Below are 13,737 nucleotides of genomic sequence, written 5' to 3' on the forward strand. Positions count from 1 at the left end.
GGGTTCGGGCACCGTCGACTTTCCGACGCCTATCGGCGTCCGAAACTCTAAACGAAAGTAGAATGTCTGGTTCTGGGCTTCAGTCGCCAAATGCTGCCACGCGGCAATCGCCGCTGCCCTCTCGCCTCAGCTCAAATCAAACACATAGCCCAGCGATCGCACCGTGCGCAGCGGGTTGCCGCCGCCTGCGGCCTTGATCGCGCGGCGTAGGCGGCCGATCCACACGTCGACCGTGCGCTCGTCGATCGGGGGTTCGCGCTTGCCGAGGCCGTTGATGAGGTCCTCGCGGGTCAGCACACGGTTGGGGTTTTCGGCGAGGAAGCGCAGCAGGCGGAATTCGTTGGGGCGCAGCACGATCGGCTGCTCGTTCCAGCGTGCTTGCAAGGCGGCCATGTCGATCGTCAGCGCGCCGAGTTCAAAGCGCCGCGTCGCCTGGCGTTCGACCCCGCGCGATTGCAGCGCCAGCACCCGGTCGAGCACCGCGGTTCGCGTCAGCGGCCCGATCACGTAGTCATCCGCCCCGGCGCGCAGCGCGCGGCGGCGGTCCTCGGGATCGTCCTCCTCGAGCACCATGGTGACATGGGCATCGCTGGTGCGCGTGTCGGCGCGCAACCGGCGGCACATCTCGAGCCCGGCGAGCTCGGGCATCACCCAGTCGACAAAGGCCCACATCGGCCCCTCGACCAGCCGCCGCGGTCCCTCGGGCCCCAGCCGGTCGAAGGTGAAGCGGCGCTGGTCGTGAACGAAATCCTCAAGGCTCTCGCCCAGTTCGCTCGTCAGGAAGATATTGACGACATCCATGTTGCAGCCAGCCCCGGTTTTTTTGCGGGAGTGGCGCAAGGGTGTGACGCGTTTGTGACTGGTTTTCAGTTGTAGGTAATCGTCGCCGGGAAGCCTTGCGGCCTGTCCCGCGCAGGGTCAGGCGAGCGTCAGCCCTCCGTCGACCACCAGCGTCTGTCCGGTGATGTAGGCCGACAGCGGCGAGGCGAGGAACAGCGCGGCGCCGGCCATGTCCTCAGGCGTGCCCATGCGCCGGAGCGGGATGCGCTTGAGGCTGGCTTCGAGGCGTTCGGGATGGTCGGTGGTCACTGCGGTGAGCTTGGTCGGCACCAACCCTGGGGCGATGCCGTTGACGCGGATACCGTCGCGCGCCCAGGCCTCGCCGAGCGTCTTGGTAAGGCTCGCCGCTCCCGCCTTGGAGGCGGCATAGGCGGGGGTGCCGATGGTCGATTTGAACGCGGCGACGCTGGAGACGATGATGATCCTGCCATTCGCTTCCGCCAGCGCCGGGTAGAAGGCGCGGGCGGCGTCCATCACCGAATTGAGGTTGATGTCGACGACCTGATCCCACCCCTCGCGGGTGAACTCCTGCCGGCCGTAGCGGACGGTGCCCTGGCACAGCACCAGCACATCGAGCAGGCCGAAACCCTCCGCCAGCCGCCCTGCCGCATCGCGATCGGTGAGGTCGAGCTGGCGGTAATCGAGGCCGGTGAAGTCCGAATCTTCCGCCTCGAGATAGTCGCCGAAATCGGGCCGCGTGCCGGTGACAGTCACCCTCGCCCCGCGCTGGCGAAAGCCGTGGGCGATGCCGTTCCCGATCCCGCTCGACCCGCCGATGACGAGGACGCGCGCGCCGGTGAAGTCGAGGGGATCGGTCATGGATGGTTGCTCCGCACTTCTTCTCCCTTCCCCTTGGGGAAGGGCCGAGGATGGGGGTTCTGCCGTGGATGGGATCGAGCCCCCACCCCCGGCCCCTCCCCGCCGGGGAGGGGAGACATGGGCTCAGATCGAACGCGAGATCACTTCCTTCATGATCTCGTTCGTGCCGCCGAAGATGCGCGTCACGCGCGCATCGCGCCACAGGCGGGCGATGGCGTATTCGTTCATGTAGCCCGCCCCGCCGTGGAGTTGCAGTGCGGTGTCGCAGCATTCCCACTGGAGGTCGGTGTGCCACAGCTTGGCCGCGCTCGCCTCGTCGGTGGTGAGCTCGCCCGCGAGGTGCTTGCGGATCGCCCAGTCCAAGTGCGCCCAGCCCACCTGCAGCTTGGCCTTCAAATCGGCCAGGGTGAACTTGGTGTTCTGGAACTCGAACACGGTCTTGCCGAAAGCCTTCCTGTCCTTGGTGAACTTTACCGCCTCGTCGAACGCGCGCTGCGCCGCCGCCTGCGCGCCGACCGCGATGCCGAGGCGTTCCTGCGGGAGCTCCTCCATCAGGTGCACGAAGCCCATGCCCTCGGCGCCGAGGATGTTCGTCATCGGCACGCGGCAATCGTTGAAGAACAGTTCTGACGTATCGGCGGCGTGCTGGCCGATCTTGTCGAGATTGCGCCCGCGCTCGAAGCCGGGGGTGTCGGCGTCGACCAGCACGAGGCTGATGCCCTTGGCGCCTTTCTCCGGATCGGTCTTGGCGACCACGATCACGCAATCGGCGTTCTGGCCGTTGGTGATGTAGGTCTTGGAGCCGTTGATGACGAGGTGATTGCCGTCCTTCTTGGCGGTGGTGCGGATGCCCTGAAGGTCGGAGCCCGCGCCCGGCTCGGTCATGGCGATCGCGGTGATGATGTCGCCGCTGACCATGCCGGGGAGATATTTGGCGCGCTGTTCGGGATTGCCGAGGCGCTCGAAGTAATTGGCGGTGATGTCGTTCTGGAGCGTGAAGCCCGCCGAGGAGCCGAGGTAGCTCAATTCCTCGGTCAGCACGCAGTTGAAGCCGAAATCGAGGCCGAGGCCGCCATTCTCTTCCTTCACCGTCATGCACAGCATCCCGGCGTCGCCCATTGCCTTCCACACGTCGCGCGGGACGATGCCGTTGGCTTCGTGCTCGTCCATGTGGGGGGTCAGGTGTTCGGCGAAAACCTTGCGGACGGTGTCGCGGAAGGCCTCGTGGTCTTCGTTATAGGCGGTGCGATACGAGGTCGCGAGCATGGGGGTTCTCTCCGGGCAGATGGGTTTTGATTTGCCACGATTGAACAGGGGGTGGGGGTGGGGGTCAAGTGCGAAAGTGGTGAGCGTCAGAGCCAGACTTCCTGATACGGATCGGCCGGCTCCATTTCCCAGCATTCCACGAAATCTCTTACGTCACTGAGCGGCTCATCGGGATGGGATGAAGTGGTGACGTAGCGATCCGACTTGGAACCATCCCCGACCACAATCTCGTCGATAATGTCCTCAATGCGCGCGCAACCAGGGCCTACTACCGCGATAAGCGACACTTCATCGCGCAGACAGTTTTCCACGAACTCGTCGAGTAAACGCTCGTCCGAGATTGGAGCATGGAGAATGATCTTGCGGGCGAGCTTCATGGCTTGATTGTAGATCAGTCAGCATTCAGGCGCTACCTCCCTCAGCCATTGCGTCATCCCAGCGCAAGCTGGGACCTAGGGCGGCAAGTGCTGCCATGTGAGGCTCTAGGCCCCAGCTTGCGCTGGGGTGACGAGAGGGGTCTGAGCTCAATATCCTTCGTCACCCCGGACTTGATCCGGGGCTAGGCTTCTTCTTTGCTGCGTCACACCCGAAGGCAGCCAAGCCCCGTGTCAAGCACGGGGCGACGGGGTTAAGTTACCCCACAAACGCCCGCTCGATCACGAACTGCCCCGGCTTGTTGTTCGCGCCTTCCTCGAACCCGCGGCGTTCCAGGTCGGCGGCGTGGTCCTTGATCATCGCCATGCTCCCGCACAACATCACGCGGTCCTCTTCAGGCACGAAGCGCTGCGGGCCCTTCGATTGCTCGAACAGCCGCCCATCGTCGATCAGCGCCTGGATGCGGCCCTGGGTGCGGAAGGGTTCGCGGGTGACGGTGGGGACGTAGATCATCCGCGCGCGGTCCTCGTCTTCGAGCAGCGGGTCGCCTTCGAGCTTGCTCTCGAGCAACTCGCGATAGGCCAGCTCGTTCACGTTGCGCACCGAGTGCACCACGATCACTTCCTCGAACATCTGATAAACCTCGGGATCGCGCACGAGGCTCATGAACGGCGCCAGCCCCGTGCCGGTCGAGAGCATGAAGAGGCGCTTGCCCGGCAGCAGCGCGTCGGTGACGAGGGTGCCGGTCGGCTTCTTGCCGAGGTAGATCGGATCGCCGACCTGGATGTGCTGCAGCCGCGAGGTCAGGGGGCCGTCCTGCACCTTGATCGACAGGAACTCCAATTCCTCGGCGTAGGAGGGCGAGGCGACCGAATAGGCGCGCAGCAGCGGCTTGCCGTTGTCACCGGGAAGCCCGATCATCACGAACTCGCCCGAACGGAAGCGGAAGCTCGCTGGCCGCGTCATCTTGAGGCTGAACAGCCCGTCGCACCAGTGGTGGACATCGGTGATGGTCTCGACCGAGAGCGCGGCGCTTTCGGTGAACTGGTCGCGGGTCAGAGCGGTTTGGGTCACAAGGGGCCTCGAATAGGGGTGCAGGCCGCCCGGCAGGGGCGGTCAGGATGGCGGCGCAAATGGACTAGTGAAGCGCGCGCTTCAAGACAGTTTAGCGATAGGCCGTGAAAGCGGGCCTTGACCGCGCGCAAATCGGGCAAAGGGTCAATTCCATCCGGCCGCGTTGAACAATTCGACCGCGCGGGCCTGGTTCTTGCCGATCTCGGCGGGGGCAAGCGGGTCAGGCTTGAAGCTGCCGAGCTTCTCCACCGCCGACGTCGGTGCGACGCCGGTCGCCGTCGGATATTCGTTGTTGCCGTTCGCCAGCACCTGCTGCGCCTTGTCCGAGGCGAGGTATTCGAGGAACTTCACCGCGTTCTCGCGATTGGGCGCGGTCTTGACCAGCCCGGCGCCGCTCATGTTCACATGGGTGCCGGTGGTCGCCTGATTGGGGAAGATGATGCCGATCGAGTCCAGCACTTTGCGCTTCTCCGGCGTGTCGAAGCGGGCGAGGTAGTAGGTGTTGACCAGCGAGATATCGCACTCGCCCGCGGCCACGGCTTCGATGTTCGACATGTCGTTGCCCTCGGGCGGGCGCTGGAAATTGGCGACGACGCCCTTGGCCCATGCGCCCGCCTTGGCCTCGCCGTCATGGGCGATCAGGCTGGCGAGGAGCGCGACGTTGTAGACGCTCGAGGAGGAGCGCATGCAGAGGCGGCCCTTGAACTCCGGCTTGGCCAGGTCCTCGTAATTGGCGAGGCCCTGCGGCACCCCTTTGGCCTTGTTGTAGATGATGATGCGCGCGCGGGTGGTGAGCGCGAACCAGCGGTTCTGCGGATCGCGCAGATTGGCGGGGATGCGTGTCTGCAGCACCTTCGAATCGACCGGCGCGAGGAACCCCGCCTGCTCGGCCCGCCACAAACGGCCCGCGTCGACCGTCACGAACAGATCGGCCTGGCTGTATTCGCCTTCGGCTGCGATCCGCTCGATCAGTGCGTCGGCATCGGCTTCGAGGCGGTTGACCTTGATCCCGCTGGAGCAGGTGAAGTCCTCGTAGAGCGCGAGGTCGGTGTCGTAGTGGCGCGAGGTGTAGACATTGACGACGCCCGCGGGGGCGGCGCAGGCCTTCGTCTCGCCCCCGCCCTCTCCGGAGCAAGCGGCAAGCGCGGCAAGACTGACGCTGGCGAGGGCGGCGAGGAACAGGTGCTTCATGGAGGGCAGGCTTTCGCGGGAGAAGTTGTTGCGAATGACTTGCAATATTATCGCTCGCCGCGCAAGCCCTATCCGCGAACGAAGGCCCTCACGCTCCCGGGATCGGGGATCACGCTGTAAGTCCGCGCGGGATCGACCGACAGCACCGTCTCGACCGTGATCGCCGCCCCGTCGGCGCCATCGAGCAGGATGCGGTTCCTTGGCCCCATCGGATGGATATCGCGCACCCGCCCGCCGCGCATGTCGGAGACCGGGACCAGCCGGTCGGCCTGCACCAGCAGGTCGAGCCCGGTCGCCCCCTCGGGAAGCTCGGCCACGAGGCTCTCAAACGGCCAGAGCCCGAAGGCGGTGTCGAGGCCGCCCTCGGCGACCATTCCCGGCACCACCTGCGCGCCGCTGAAGATCGCGCCGACGGCAGCGGTGGCGGGGGCTTCGTGCAGCTCCAGCGGGGTGCCGAACTGGACGATGCGGCCCGCCTCCATCACCGCGATCCGATCCGCCACGTCGAGCGCTTCGGCCGGATCGTGAGTGACGAGGATCACGGTCGAGCCCGCCTCGCGCAGCAGAATGCGGCATTCGCGGCGCAAGGACCGGCGCAGCACGATATCGACGCTGGCGAAGGGCTCGTCCATCAGCAGCACCTCGGGGCCCGGCGCCATCGCCCGGGCGAGCGCGGCGCGCTGCTGCTGGCCGCCCGACAGCTCGTGCGGATAGCGCGCGCCCATGCCAGCGAGGCCCACCTTGGCGAGCCACGCATCCGCCTCGGAACGGCGCTCGCGCGGGAGGCCGAAGGCGACGTTGGCTGCCAGCGTCATGTGCGGGAACAGCGCGCCGTCCTGGAACACGAGGCCGACGGGGCGCGCCTCGGGCGGGGGGTTGTGTGCTGCGTCCGCCAGCACCTCCTCGCCCAGCGCGATCTCGCCCTGCTGGACCCGCAAGAGGCCCGCCGCGAGGCCCAAAAGCGTTGACTTCCCGCAACCCGACGCGCCAAGCAGGCAGGTGATCTCCCCCGCGGGCGCGGTGAAGCTCACGTCCTCCAGCGCCCGCACCGCACCGTAAGCATGGGCAATATGTCGAAATTCGAGGCTCAATGGCGCTGTCCGCAAGTCTATCGGTGAGCCGCCTTAGGCGAACTGCCAGCGCGGCTGCAAGCGGGGCTGCGGGGGCCGGCGGCTGGACCTTCGCCGCGCTGGCGCTGGCGGCGCTGGTCGGCCTGCCGATCGCGGCAGTCGCCGCGTCGGCGGTGAGCGGCGGGGGCGAGTCGATCGCCGCACTCGCGGGCACGGTGCTGCCGACCTACATCGCCAACACCGCATTGCTGATGGCGCTGGCAGGCGGGATCGCGGCGGTCACCGGCACCGGCACGGCATGGCTGATCGCCGCGACCCGCTTTCCCGGCCGCCGCGTGCTGAGCTGGGCGCTGGTGCTGCCGCTCGCGCTCCCCGCCTATCTCGCTGCCTATATCTATGCGGGCCTGCTCGATTATGCCGGGCCGGTGCAGAGCGCCCTGCGCGAAGCCACCGGATGGAGCGCGGGCGACTACTGGTTCCCCGACATCCGATCGCTTGGCGGCGGGGCCTTCGTGCTCGGCTTCGTGCTCTATCCTTACGTCTATCTCCTTGCGCGCACGGCCTTCCTCACCCAGAGCCCCACCCAGTTCCGCGCCGCGCGCAGCCTCGGCGCAGGCCCTGCCCTTGCCTTCCGCCGCGTCGCCCTCCCCGCCGCGCGCCCTGCCATCGCCGGGGGCCTCGCGCTGGTGCTGATGGAGGTGCTCGCCGATTTCGGTGTGGCCGAGTATTTCGCCATCCCCACCTTCTCGACCGGCATTTTCCGCAGCTGGCTGGCGATGGGGGACAAGCCCGCGGCGCTGAAGCTCGCCGCCGTCATGCTCCTGTTCGTCATCGCACTGGTGGCGTGGGAGGCACGCTCGCGGCGCGGGCGCAGCGACAGCCGTGACGGCCTCGCCGCGCGCGATACCGACGAGCCGCTGGTCCACCTCTCGCCCGCGGGCAAGGCGCTCGCCTTCGCGGCATGCTGCGCGCCCGTGCTGGCGGGCTTCGTGGTCCCGGCGGGCTACCTCGTCAGCCTCGCCTCGACCCCGACCGCGCAGGGCGCGGCTGGCGCGCTCGGGGAGTACCTCGGCGGGAGCCTGTCACTGGGCGTGGCGGCGGCCGCACTGTGCGTGGGCGCCGCGCTGGTGCTGGCCTTCGCCCGCGCGCGCTCGGCCTCGCGGGTGACGGAGGGCGCGATCCGGCTGGCGACGCTGGGCTATGCCCTGCCGGGCGCCTTGCTCGCGGTCGGCCTGCTTGCGCCGCTCGGCACCCTCGACATCGCGCTGACACGGCTGGCCCGCGACAGCCTGGGCTGGCAGGGCGGCCTGCTGCTGACAGGGACGAGCGCGGTGCTGGTCTATGCGCTGGGGGTGCGGTTCATGACCGTCGCCTACAACACCGTAAGCGGGGGGCTCGCGCGCATTCCCCCGGGGCTCGACGCCGCCGCACGCAGCCTCGGCGCGGGGCCATCGCGGGTGCTGGCGCGGATCTATGCCCCGCTGCTCGCCCCGAGCCTTGCGGGTGCCGCGGCGCTGGTGTTCATCGACACCCTGCGCGAGCTCCCGGCGACGTTGATCCTGCGCCCCTTCAATCTCGAAACCCTCGCCACCCGCACCTATCGCCTCGCGGGCGACGAGCGGCTGGTCGAGGCGGCGATCCCGGCGCTGATCCTGCTGGCGGCTGGACTTCTGCCGGTGCTGGCGTTGAACCGTTTAGGGAAGCGCTAAGACCCTCGTCATTGCGAGCGGCGCAGCCGCGCGGGAATCCATGGCCCGCCCTTGCGGCCAGCGAATGGGCAATGGATGGCCACGGGGCCTGCGGCCCCTCGCCATGACGAGGCAAAGGCAATGTGTAACGCCAGCCTGTCACTTCTGCTTGTCCAAAGCCGCCCGAACGTTCACAAGGTGCGGCACATGGCACGCTTCCCCTTCTCCGCGATCGTCGGTCAGGACGAGATGAAACAGGCGCTGCTGATCGCGGCGGTCGATCCGAGCATCGGCGGCGTCATGGTCTTCGGCGACCGCGGCACCGGCAAGAGCACCGCCGCGCGCGCGCTCGCCGGACTGCTGCCGCCGATCATGGCCGCCGAGGGCTGCCCCTATGGTGCCTCGAAGGAGGATCAGGCGCGCTACCCTGACGTGTGCGGACAGGGCAAGCTGGTCAAGCGCCCCGTGCCCTTCGTCGACATGCCTTTGGGCGCGACCGAGGACCGGGTGATCGGCTCGCTCGACCTCGAACGCGCGCTGCGTAGCGGCGAGAAGGCGTTCGAGCCCGGGCTGCTCGCCAAGGCCCACCGCGGGTTCCTCTATATCGACGAGATCAACCTGCTCGAGGATCACCTCGTCGACCTGCTGCTCGATGTCGCAGCCTCGGGCGAGAACGTGGTCGAGCGCGAGGGGTTGTCGGTACGCCACCCCGCCAAGTTCGTGTTGATCGGCAGCGGCAACCCCGAGGAAGGCGAGCTGCGCCCGCAGCTGCTCGACCGTTTCGGGCTCTCGGTCGAGGTGCGCACCCCCAAGGACATCGAGACCCGGATCGCGATCATGAAGCTGGTCGCCGCAAACGAGGCCGACCCGGAAGGCTTCGCCGCGCGCTGGGCGGAAGCCGACGAGACCATCCTCAAGCAGGTCGCCAAGGGCAAGGCGCGCCTGCCCAAGCTGTTGCCGGGCGAGGAGGTGCTGCGCGACGCCGCCGAGCTGTGCCTTGCCGTCGGCGCAGATGGCCTGCGCGGAGAGCTCACCCTGATGCGCGCCGCCCGCGCGCTGGCCGCGCTCGAGGGGGCCAAGAAGGTCACGCGCAAGCACCTCGTCGCCATCGCGCCCTCGGCCCTCAGGCACCGGCTCAGGCGCGACGTGCTCGACGAGACCGGCTCCACCACGCGCATCACCCGGGCGATCGCCGAGCTGTTCGGATGACGCCGCCCCCCGCCGCTGCCGCCGATCCGCTGGACGACGCGGTGCTGGCGGCGCGGCTGTTCCTCTTTGCGCCTGCCATCTTCAAGGGCCTGACCCTGCGCGGGAGCAGCCCGGCGCGCGAGGCGCTGGTCTTGGCGCTGACCGAGGCCATGCCGCTGCGCCGCCTGCCAGGCCATGTCGACGACGAGCGGCTGCTGGGCGGGATCGACCTTGCGGCGAGCCTCTCGGCAGGCAGGCCGGTGCGCCAGACCGGGCTGATCGAGGAGGCGCAAGGCGGCGCGCTGATCGCGGGCATGGCCGAGCGCATGGACGCCAGCATCGCGGGGCGGCTGGCGCAGGCGCTGGATGAAGGCGGCACCGCTCTGGTGCTGCTCGACGATGCCGCCGAGCCCGAGGAAGCCCCACCCGCGAGCCTCACCGAAAGGCTCGCCTTTCTGTGCGACCTTTCCTCTTCTCGCCGCTGGCAGGGGGTGGAACTGGCCCCGCCCGCAGGCAGGCTGGCCGATGTCGCCCCCCTTGCCGAGGATGATCTGCATGCGCTCGCCGCGACCGCCGAGTCGCTCGGGGTGGAGAGCCTGCGCGCGCTGATCCACGCTGCCGAAGCCGCCCGCAGCCTCGCGGCGCTCTCGGGACGCACCGAGGCCGGGAAGGCTGATCTTGCAGGCGCGGTGCGACTGGTGCTCGCCCCGCGCGCGACCCGTCTGCCGCCGCAGGACGCGGAAGCACCGCCCCCCGAGGAACCGCCCCCGCCTGACAACCAGCAGGACGACCAGTCCGACAGCGACCGCCAGCAGCCCGAGCCCGACCTCTCGGAAATACTCGTCGAGGCGGCCAGGGCGTCGATCCCAGCGGGGCTGCTCGAACAGCTCGCGCAAGGCAAGGCCCCGCGCCGCACGCAGTCGAGCGGCACCGGGCAGAAACGCAAGGCGGCGACCCGCGGCAAGCCGCTGGGCGCGCGTCCCGGGATGCCGCGCGGGGGGCACAAGCTGGCGCTGATCGATTCCCTGCGCGCCGCCGTCCCGTGGCAGGCGGTGCGGCGCAGGGAACTTGGGGGCGAGAACGGCGCGGACTCCGATGCGCCGATCATCATGCGCAAGGAAGACCTTCGCGTCCGCCGCTTCGAGGAGCGCGCGGCGCGGGTCACTATCTTTGCGGTCGACGCCAGCGGCTCGGCGGCGGCAGCGCGGCTCGCCGAGGCCAAGGGCGCGGTCGAGCTGATGCTGGCGCAGGCCTATGTCACTCGCTCGGAAGTCGCGCTGGTAGCATTTCGCGGCACCTCGGCCGAGCTGCTGCTCCCCCCCACCCGTTCGCTCACCCGCGCGCGCCGGACGCTCGCCGAGCTGCCCGGCGGCGGGGGGACGCCTCTGGCGATGGGCCTCAACGCCGCGCGCGAGGTGGCCGAGAGCGTGGTCGCCAAGGGCCGCAGCGCCGCGCTGGTCATCCTCACCGATGGCCGCGCCAATATCGCCGCCGACGGCTCCCCGGGCCGCCCGCAGGCCGCCAAGGATGCCGAGGCGGCAGCACGCGCAATTGCCGCGCGACAAATCGACAGCCTCGTGGTCGACATCTCCGCCCGCCCCGGACCCGAGGGCGCGGCCCTCGCTGCCGCCCTGGGCGGCCGCTTCCTCGCCCTGCCCCGCGCCGACGCGCGGATGCTCAAGCAGGCGATCGACGCCGTGCAGCCGCTCGGCAAAGCGGCATGAGCGCGCTCGACTGGCAGCGCGAGGGCCTGATCTGGCCGCACCGCGAGGCGAGTACCTTCATCCGCACCGGCGCGGCGCGCTGGCATGTGCAGCGCATGGGATCCGGCCCGCCCCTGCTGCTCCTCCACGGGACCGGCGCTTCGGTCCATTCGTGGCGCGGGCTCATGCCGCTTCTGGCACAGCGTCATGACGTCATCGCGGTGGACCTCCCCCGCCACGCCTTCACCACCGGACACGATGCCTATGCGATGAGCCTGCCCGCCATGGCGCGCGAGGTGACGCGGCTGATGGAGGCGCTCGCGGTCACGCCCGTCGCCATCATCGGGCACTCGGCGGGCGCAGCGATCGCGCTGCAACTGGCGCTCGACCACGCCTACCGAGGCCCCATCGTCGGCCTCTCCGCCGCCCTGCGCCCCTTCCCCGGCGCCTTCGCGCAAATCTTCCCTGCGATCGCCAAGACGCTGTTCGTCAATCCGCTGGTGCCGCGCATCTTCACCGGCAGCATCGACCTTGTCGGAGGGGCGGAGAGGTTCCTGTGGCGCTCGACCCACTCGCGCATCGATGCGGCGGGGCTGGCCTGTTACGCCCGGCTGCTGAAGCACCCCGGCCACGCGGGCGGGGCGCTCGCCATGATGGCGAACTGGGACCTGCCCGCCCTGCGCGAACAGATGGACGCGGTGCGCAATCCGGTGCTGCTGCTCCACGGCGCGAACGACCCCGCGATCCCGCCCGACTGGGCGCGCGATGCCGCAAGCTGGCTGCCCGACGCGCGGCTGGAACTTCTCCCCCGCCTCGGCCATTTGGCCCACGAGGAAGCCCCGCAAGACATCGCCGCGCACATCGCGGCGTTTCTCGCGGCAGCAGAAGCGGGAGAGGCACGGCGATGAACTTCGGCTGGATCGAGATCGGGCTGTTCTATGGCGTCGCAGTCGCCTTCGGGCTGTGGCAATACATCGCCATGGACCGGAAGCTCAAGCAGACCCGCGCCGAGCGGGAGGCGCGCGAGGCTGCCGAGCGCGAGGGGCCGCAGGCACCCGAGTAAAGACAGACCCGCAATCGCCCGATATGAGCGCGCGATGGCCCGGCTGCTCCTGTTCAACAAACCCTTCGGCGTGCTCTCGCAATTCACCGACACCCGCTCGCCCACGACGCGCGCGACCCTCAGCGACTTCATTGCGGCGAAGGGCGTCTACCCCGCCGGGCGGCTCGACCGCGACAGCGAGGGGCTGCTGCTCTTGACCGACGACGGGCGGCTCCAGGCGCGCATCGCCGACCCCCGCTTCAAGCTGCCCAAGACCTACCTCGTGCAGGTCGAGGGCGATCCCGACGAGGCGTCGCTCGAACCGCTGCGCAGGGGCGTGCGGCTGAACGACGGCATGACCCTCCCCGCAGAGGCCGCCCGCATTGCCCCGCCCGACCTGTGGGAGCGCGATCCGCCGATCCGGGTGCGCAAGTCCGTCCCCGATTGCTGGCTCTCGCTCACCATCCGCGAGGGCCGCAACCGGCAGGTGCGGCGGATGACCGCGGCGGTGGGCCTGCCCACCTTGCGGCTGGTGCGCTGGCGGGTGGGCGACTGGACGCTCGAGGGGCTGGCCCCAGGCGAGGTCAGGGAGGTCGCCGCATGAACTACCGCCATGCCTTCCACGCCGGCAACAGCGCCGATGTCGTCAAGCACGCCCTGCTGATCGCGCTGATCCACGCGCTCCAGCTCAAGCCCTCCGCGCTTACCCTGATCGACACCCACGCGGGCTGCGGGCTCTATGACCTCGCAGGCGACGAGGCCGGGCGCACCGGCGAGGCGGCGGGCGGCGTGCTGCGCGCCTTTGCCGATGCGCACCCGCTGCTGGACGACTACTGCGCCGCAGTGCGCGCCGTGAACGAAGCGCCCGAGCCCCGCCTCTACCCCGGCAGCCCCCGCATCCTCGCCGGGCTACTGCGCGAGCAGGACAGCCTGATCCTCAACGAGAAGCACCCCGAGGACGCGCGCTCCCTGCGCGAGGCGATGAAGGGCACTTCGGCCGCGATCCACACCCGCGACGCCTACGAGCTGTGGCTCGCCATGCTCCCCACCCGCACCCCGCGCGGGGTCGTGGTGGTCGACCCGCCCTACGAAGCGATCGACGAGCGCGCCCGCATCACCGCCACCCTCGCCGCCGCGCACCGCAAGTGGGCGCACGGGGTGACGGTGATCTGGTATCCGCTCAAGGAACGGCCCGCCCACGCGCTCTGGAAGGACAAGCTGCGGCGGCTCGGCATCCCCAAGTTCCTCAATGTCGAGCACTGGCTCTACGACGCCGACCAGCCGGGGATCTACAACGGCGCAGGCCTGTTCATCGTGAACCCGCCCTATGCCTTCACGCAAGAGCTGCCCCCGCTGCTCGAAGCCCTGCGCGCAAGCCTCGCGCCCGGGGGGCACCGGGGGACGCTGAAGGCGGAGTGGCTTGTGCCCTGACACTGTAATCGCCTGCCTTTTCAGCCGATCTTAGGAGTTTTGCGGCAAGG

The 13,737-nt window shown here is 69.1% G+C and carries 14 protein-coding genes; 7 read left to right on the forward strand and 7 right to left on the reverse strand.

Annotation, left to right across the window (positions count from 1 at the left end; all coding sequences use genetic code 11):
- Window positions 1-126: 126 nt before the first annotated feature.
- From AX708_RS11430 to AX708_RS11460, 7 genes are all read right to left on the reverse strand, one after another.
- Entirely contained in the window at window positions 127-801 is a 675-nt protein-coding gene (locus AX708_RS11430) for a response regulator transcription factor (RefSeq protein ID WP_066525074.1), read from the reverse strand.
- Between the two features lie 117 nt (window positions 802-918).
- On the reverse strand, window positions 919-1,659 hold the full coding sequence (locus AX708_RS11435) for an SDR family NAD(P)-dependent oxidoreductase (RefSeq protein ID WP_066525076.1): 741 nt from the start codon (window positions 1,657-1,659) through the stop codon (window positions 919-921).
- 123 nt (window positions 1,660-1,782) lie between these two features.
- Window positions 1,783-2,925 (reverse strand): acyl-CoA dehydrogenase family protein, encoded by a 1,143-nt coding sequence (locus tag AX708_RS11440; RefSeq protein WP_066525079.1) that lies wholly within the window; start codon window positions 2,923-2,925, stop codon window positions 1,783-1,785.
- 86 nt (window positions 2,926-3,011) lie between these two features.
- Complete coding sequence (locus tag AX708_RS11445; RefSeq protein ID WP_066525082.1) at window positions 3,012-3,302, reverse strand: hypothetical protein; 291 nt, start codon at window positions 3,300-3,302, stop codon at window positions 3,012-3,014.
- A gap of 256 nt (window positions 3,303-3,558) precedes the next feature.
- Window positions 3,559-4,374: a ferredoxin--NADP reductase gene (locus AX708_RS11450; RefSeq protein ID WP_066525084.1), complete on the reverse strand. Its 816-nt coding sequence runs from the start codon at window positions 4,372-4,374 to the stop codon at window positions 3,559-3,561.
- Between the two features lie 144 nt (window positions 4,375-4,518).
- Window positions 4,519-5,565, reverse strand: coding sequence for a Fe(3+) ABC transporter substrate-binding protein (locus AX708_RS11455; protein ID WP_066525120.1), 1,047 nt, complete (start codon window positions 5,563-5,565; stop codon window positions 4,519-4,521).
- A 68-nt stretch (window positions 5,566-5,633) separates the two neighbouring features.
- Window positions 5,634-6,656, reverse strand: coding sequence for an ABC transporter ATP-binding protein (locus tag AX708_RS11460; protein WP_197425827.1), 1,023 nt, complete (start codon window positions 6,654-6,656; stop codon window positions 5,634-5,636).
- A 23-nt stretch (window positions 6,657-6,679) separates the two neighbouring features.
- Here AX708_RS11460 and AX708_RS11465 point away from each other — a divergent pair, with 23 nt between their 5' ends.
- The 7 genes from AX708_RS11465 to AX708_RS11490 all read left to right on the forward strand — a co-directional run bounded on the left by AX708_RS11465 (window position 6,680) and on the right by AX708_RS11490 (window position 13,687).
- Window positions 6,680-8,344, forward strand: a complete 1,665-nt coding sequence (locus AX708_RS11465) for an iron ABC transporter permease (RefSeq protein WP_197425828.1) — start codon at window positions 6,680-6,682, stop codon at window positions 8,342-8,344.
- A 186-nt stretch (window positions 8,345-8,530) separates the two neighbouring features.
- Window positions 8,531-9,532, forward strand: coding sequence for a magnesium chelatase ATPase subunit I (bchI, locus tag AX708_RS11470; protein WP_066525094.1), 1,002 nt, complete (start codon window positions 8,531-8,533; stop codon window positions 9,530-9,532).
- The gene (locus AX708_RS11475; RefSeq protein ID WP_066525095.1) at window positions 9,529-11,235 is read left to right on the forward strand and encodes a magnesium chelatase subunit D; all 1,707 of its coding nucleotides are present in this window, start codon (window positions 9,529-9,531) and stop codon (window positions 11,233-11,235) included. Before bchI ends, AX708_RS11475 begins: the two co-directional genes overlap by 4 nt.
- Complete coding sequence (gene bchO / locus AX708_RS11480) at window positions 11,232-12,122, forward strand: alpha/beta fold hydrolase BchO (protein ID WP_066525097.1); 891 nt, start codon at window positions 11,232-11,234, stop codon at window positions 12,120-12,122. The genes AX708_RS11475 and bchO overlap by 4 nt, the downstream gene beginning before the upstream one ends.
- Window positions 12,119-12,277: a hypothetical protein gene (locus tag AX708_RS20905; protein WP_196490105.1), complete on the forward strand. Its 159-nt coding sequence runs from the start codon at window positions 12,119-12,121 to the stop codon at window positions 12,275-12,277. Before bchO ends, AX708_RS20905 begins: the two co-directional genes overlap by 4 nt.
- 34 nt (window positions 12,278-12,311) lie before the next feature.
- A complete protein-coding gene (locus tag AX708_RS11485; protein WP_066525098.1) occupies window positions 12,312-12,860 on the forward strand; it encodes a pseudouridine synthase in 549 nt (182 codons plus the stop codon).
- Window positions 12,857-13,687: a 23S rRNA (adenine(2030)-N(6))-methyltransferase RlmJ gene (locus AX708_RS11490; RefSeq protein WP_066525101.1), complete on the forward strand. Its 831-nt coding sequence runs from the start codon at window positions 12,857-12,859 to the stop codon at window positions 13,685-13,687. Before AX708_RS11485 ends, AX708_RS11490 begins: the two co-directional genes overlap by 4 nt.
- Window positions 13,688-13,737 lie beyond the last annotated feature (50 nt).

It is taken from the genome of Erythrobacter sp. CCH5-A1 (assembly GCF_001557115.1).
Classification (GTDB): domain Bacteria; phylum Pseudomonadota; class Alphaproteobacteria; order Sphingomonadales; family Sphingomonadaceae; genus Erythrobacter.

Excerpts from the sequence above, each read along its gene's own strand:
- AX708_RS11445 (WP_066525082.1), bottom strand. The coding sequence starts at position 3,302 with ATGAAGCTCGCCCGCAAGATCATTCTCCATGCTCCAATCTCGGACGAG.
- AX708_RS11455 (WP_066525120.1), bottom strand. The coding sequence starts at position 5,565 with ATGAAGCACCTGTTCCTCGCCGCCCTCGCCAGCGTCAGTCTTGCCGCG.
- AX708_RS11430 (WP_066525074.1), bottom strand. The coding sequence starts at position 801 with ATGGATGTCGTCAATATCTTCCTGACGAGCGAACTGGGCGAGAGCCTT.
- AX708_RS20905 (WP_196490105.1), top strand. The coding sequence starts at position 12,119 with ATGAACTTCGGCTGGATCGAGATCGGGCTGTTCTATGGCGTCGCAGTC.
- AX708_RS11490 (WP_066525101.1), top strand. The coding sequence starts at position 12,857 with ATGAACTACCGCCATGCCTTCCACGCCGGCAACAGCGCCGATGTCGTC.
- AX708_RS11485 (WP_066525098.1), top strand. The coding sequence starts at position 12,312 with ATGGCCCGGCTGCTCCTGTTCAACAAACCCTTCGGCGTGCTCTCGCAA.
- bchO (WP_066525097.1), top strand. The coding sequence starts at position 11,232 with ATGAGCGCGCTCGACTGGCAGCGCGAGGGCCTGATCTGGCCGCACCGC.
- AX708_RS11475 (WP_066525095.1), top strand. The coding sequence starts at position 9,529 with ATGACGCCGCCCCCCGCCGCTGCCGCCGATCCGCTGGACGACGCGGTG.
- bchI (WP_066525094.1), top strand. The coding sequence starts at position 8,531 with ATGGCACGCTTCCCCTTCTCCGCGATCGTCGGTCAGGACGAGATGAAA.
- AX708_RS11435 (WP_066525076.1), bottom strand. The coding sequence starts at position 1,659 with ATGACCGATCCCCTCGACTTCACCGGCGCGCGCGTCCTCGTCATCGGC.
- AX708_RS11440 (WP_066525079.1), bottom strand. The coding sequence starts at position 2,925 with ATGCTCGCGACCTCGTATCGCACCGCCTATAACGAAGACCACGAGGCC.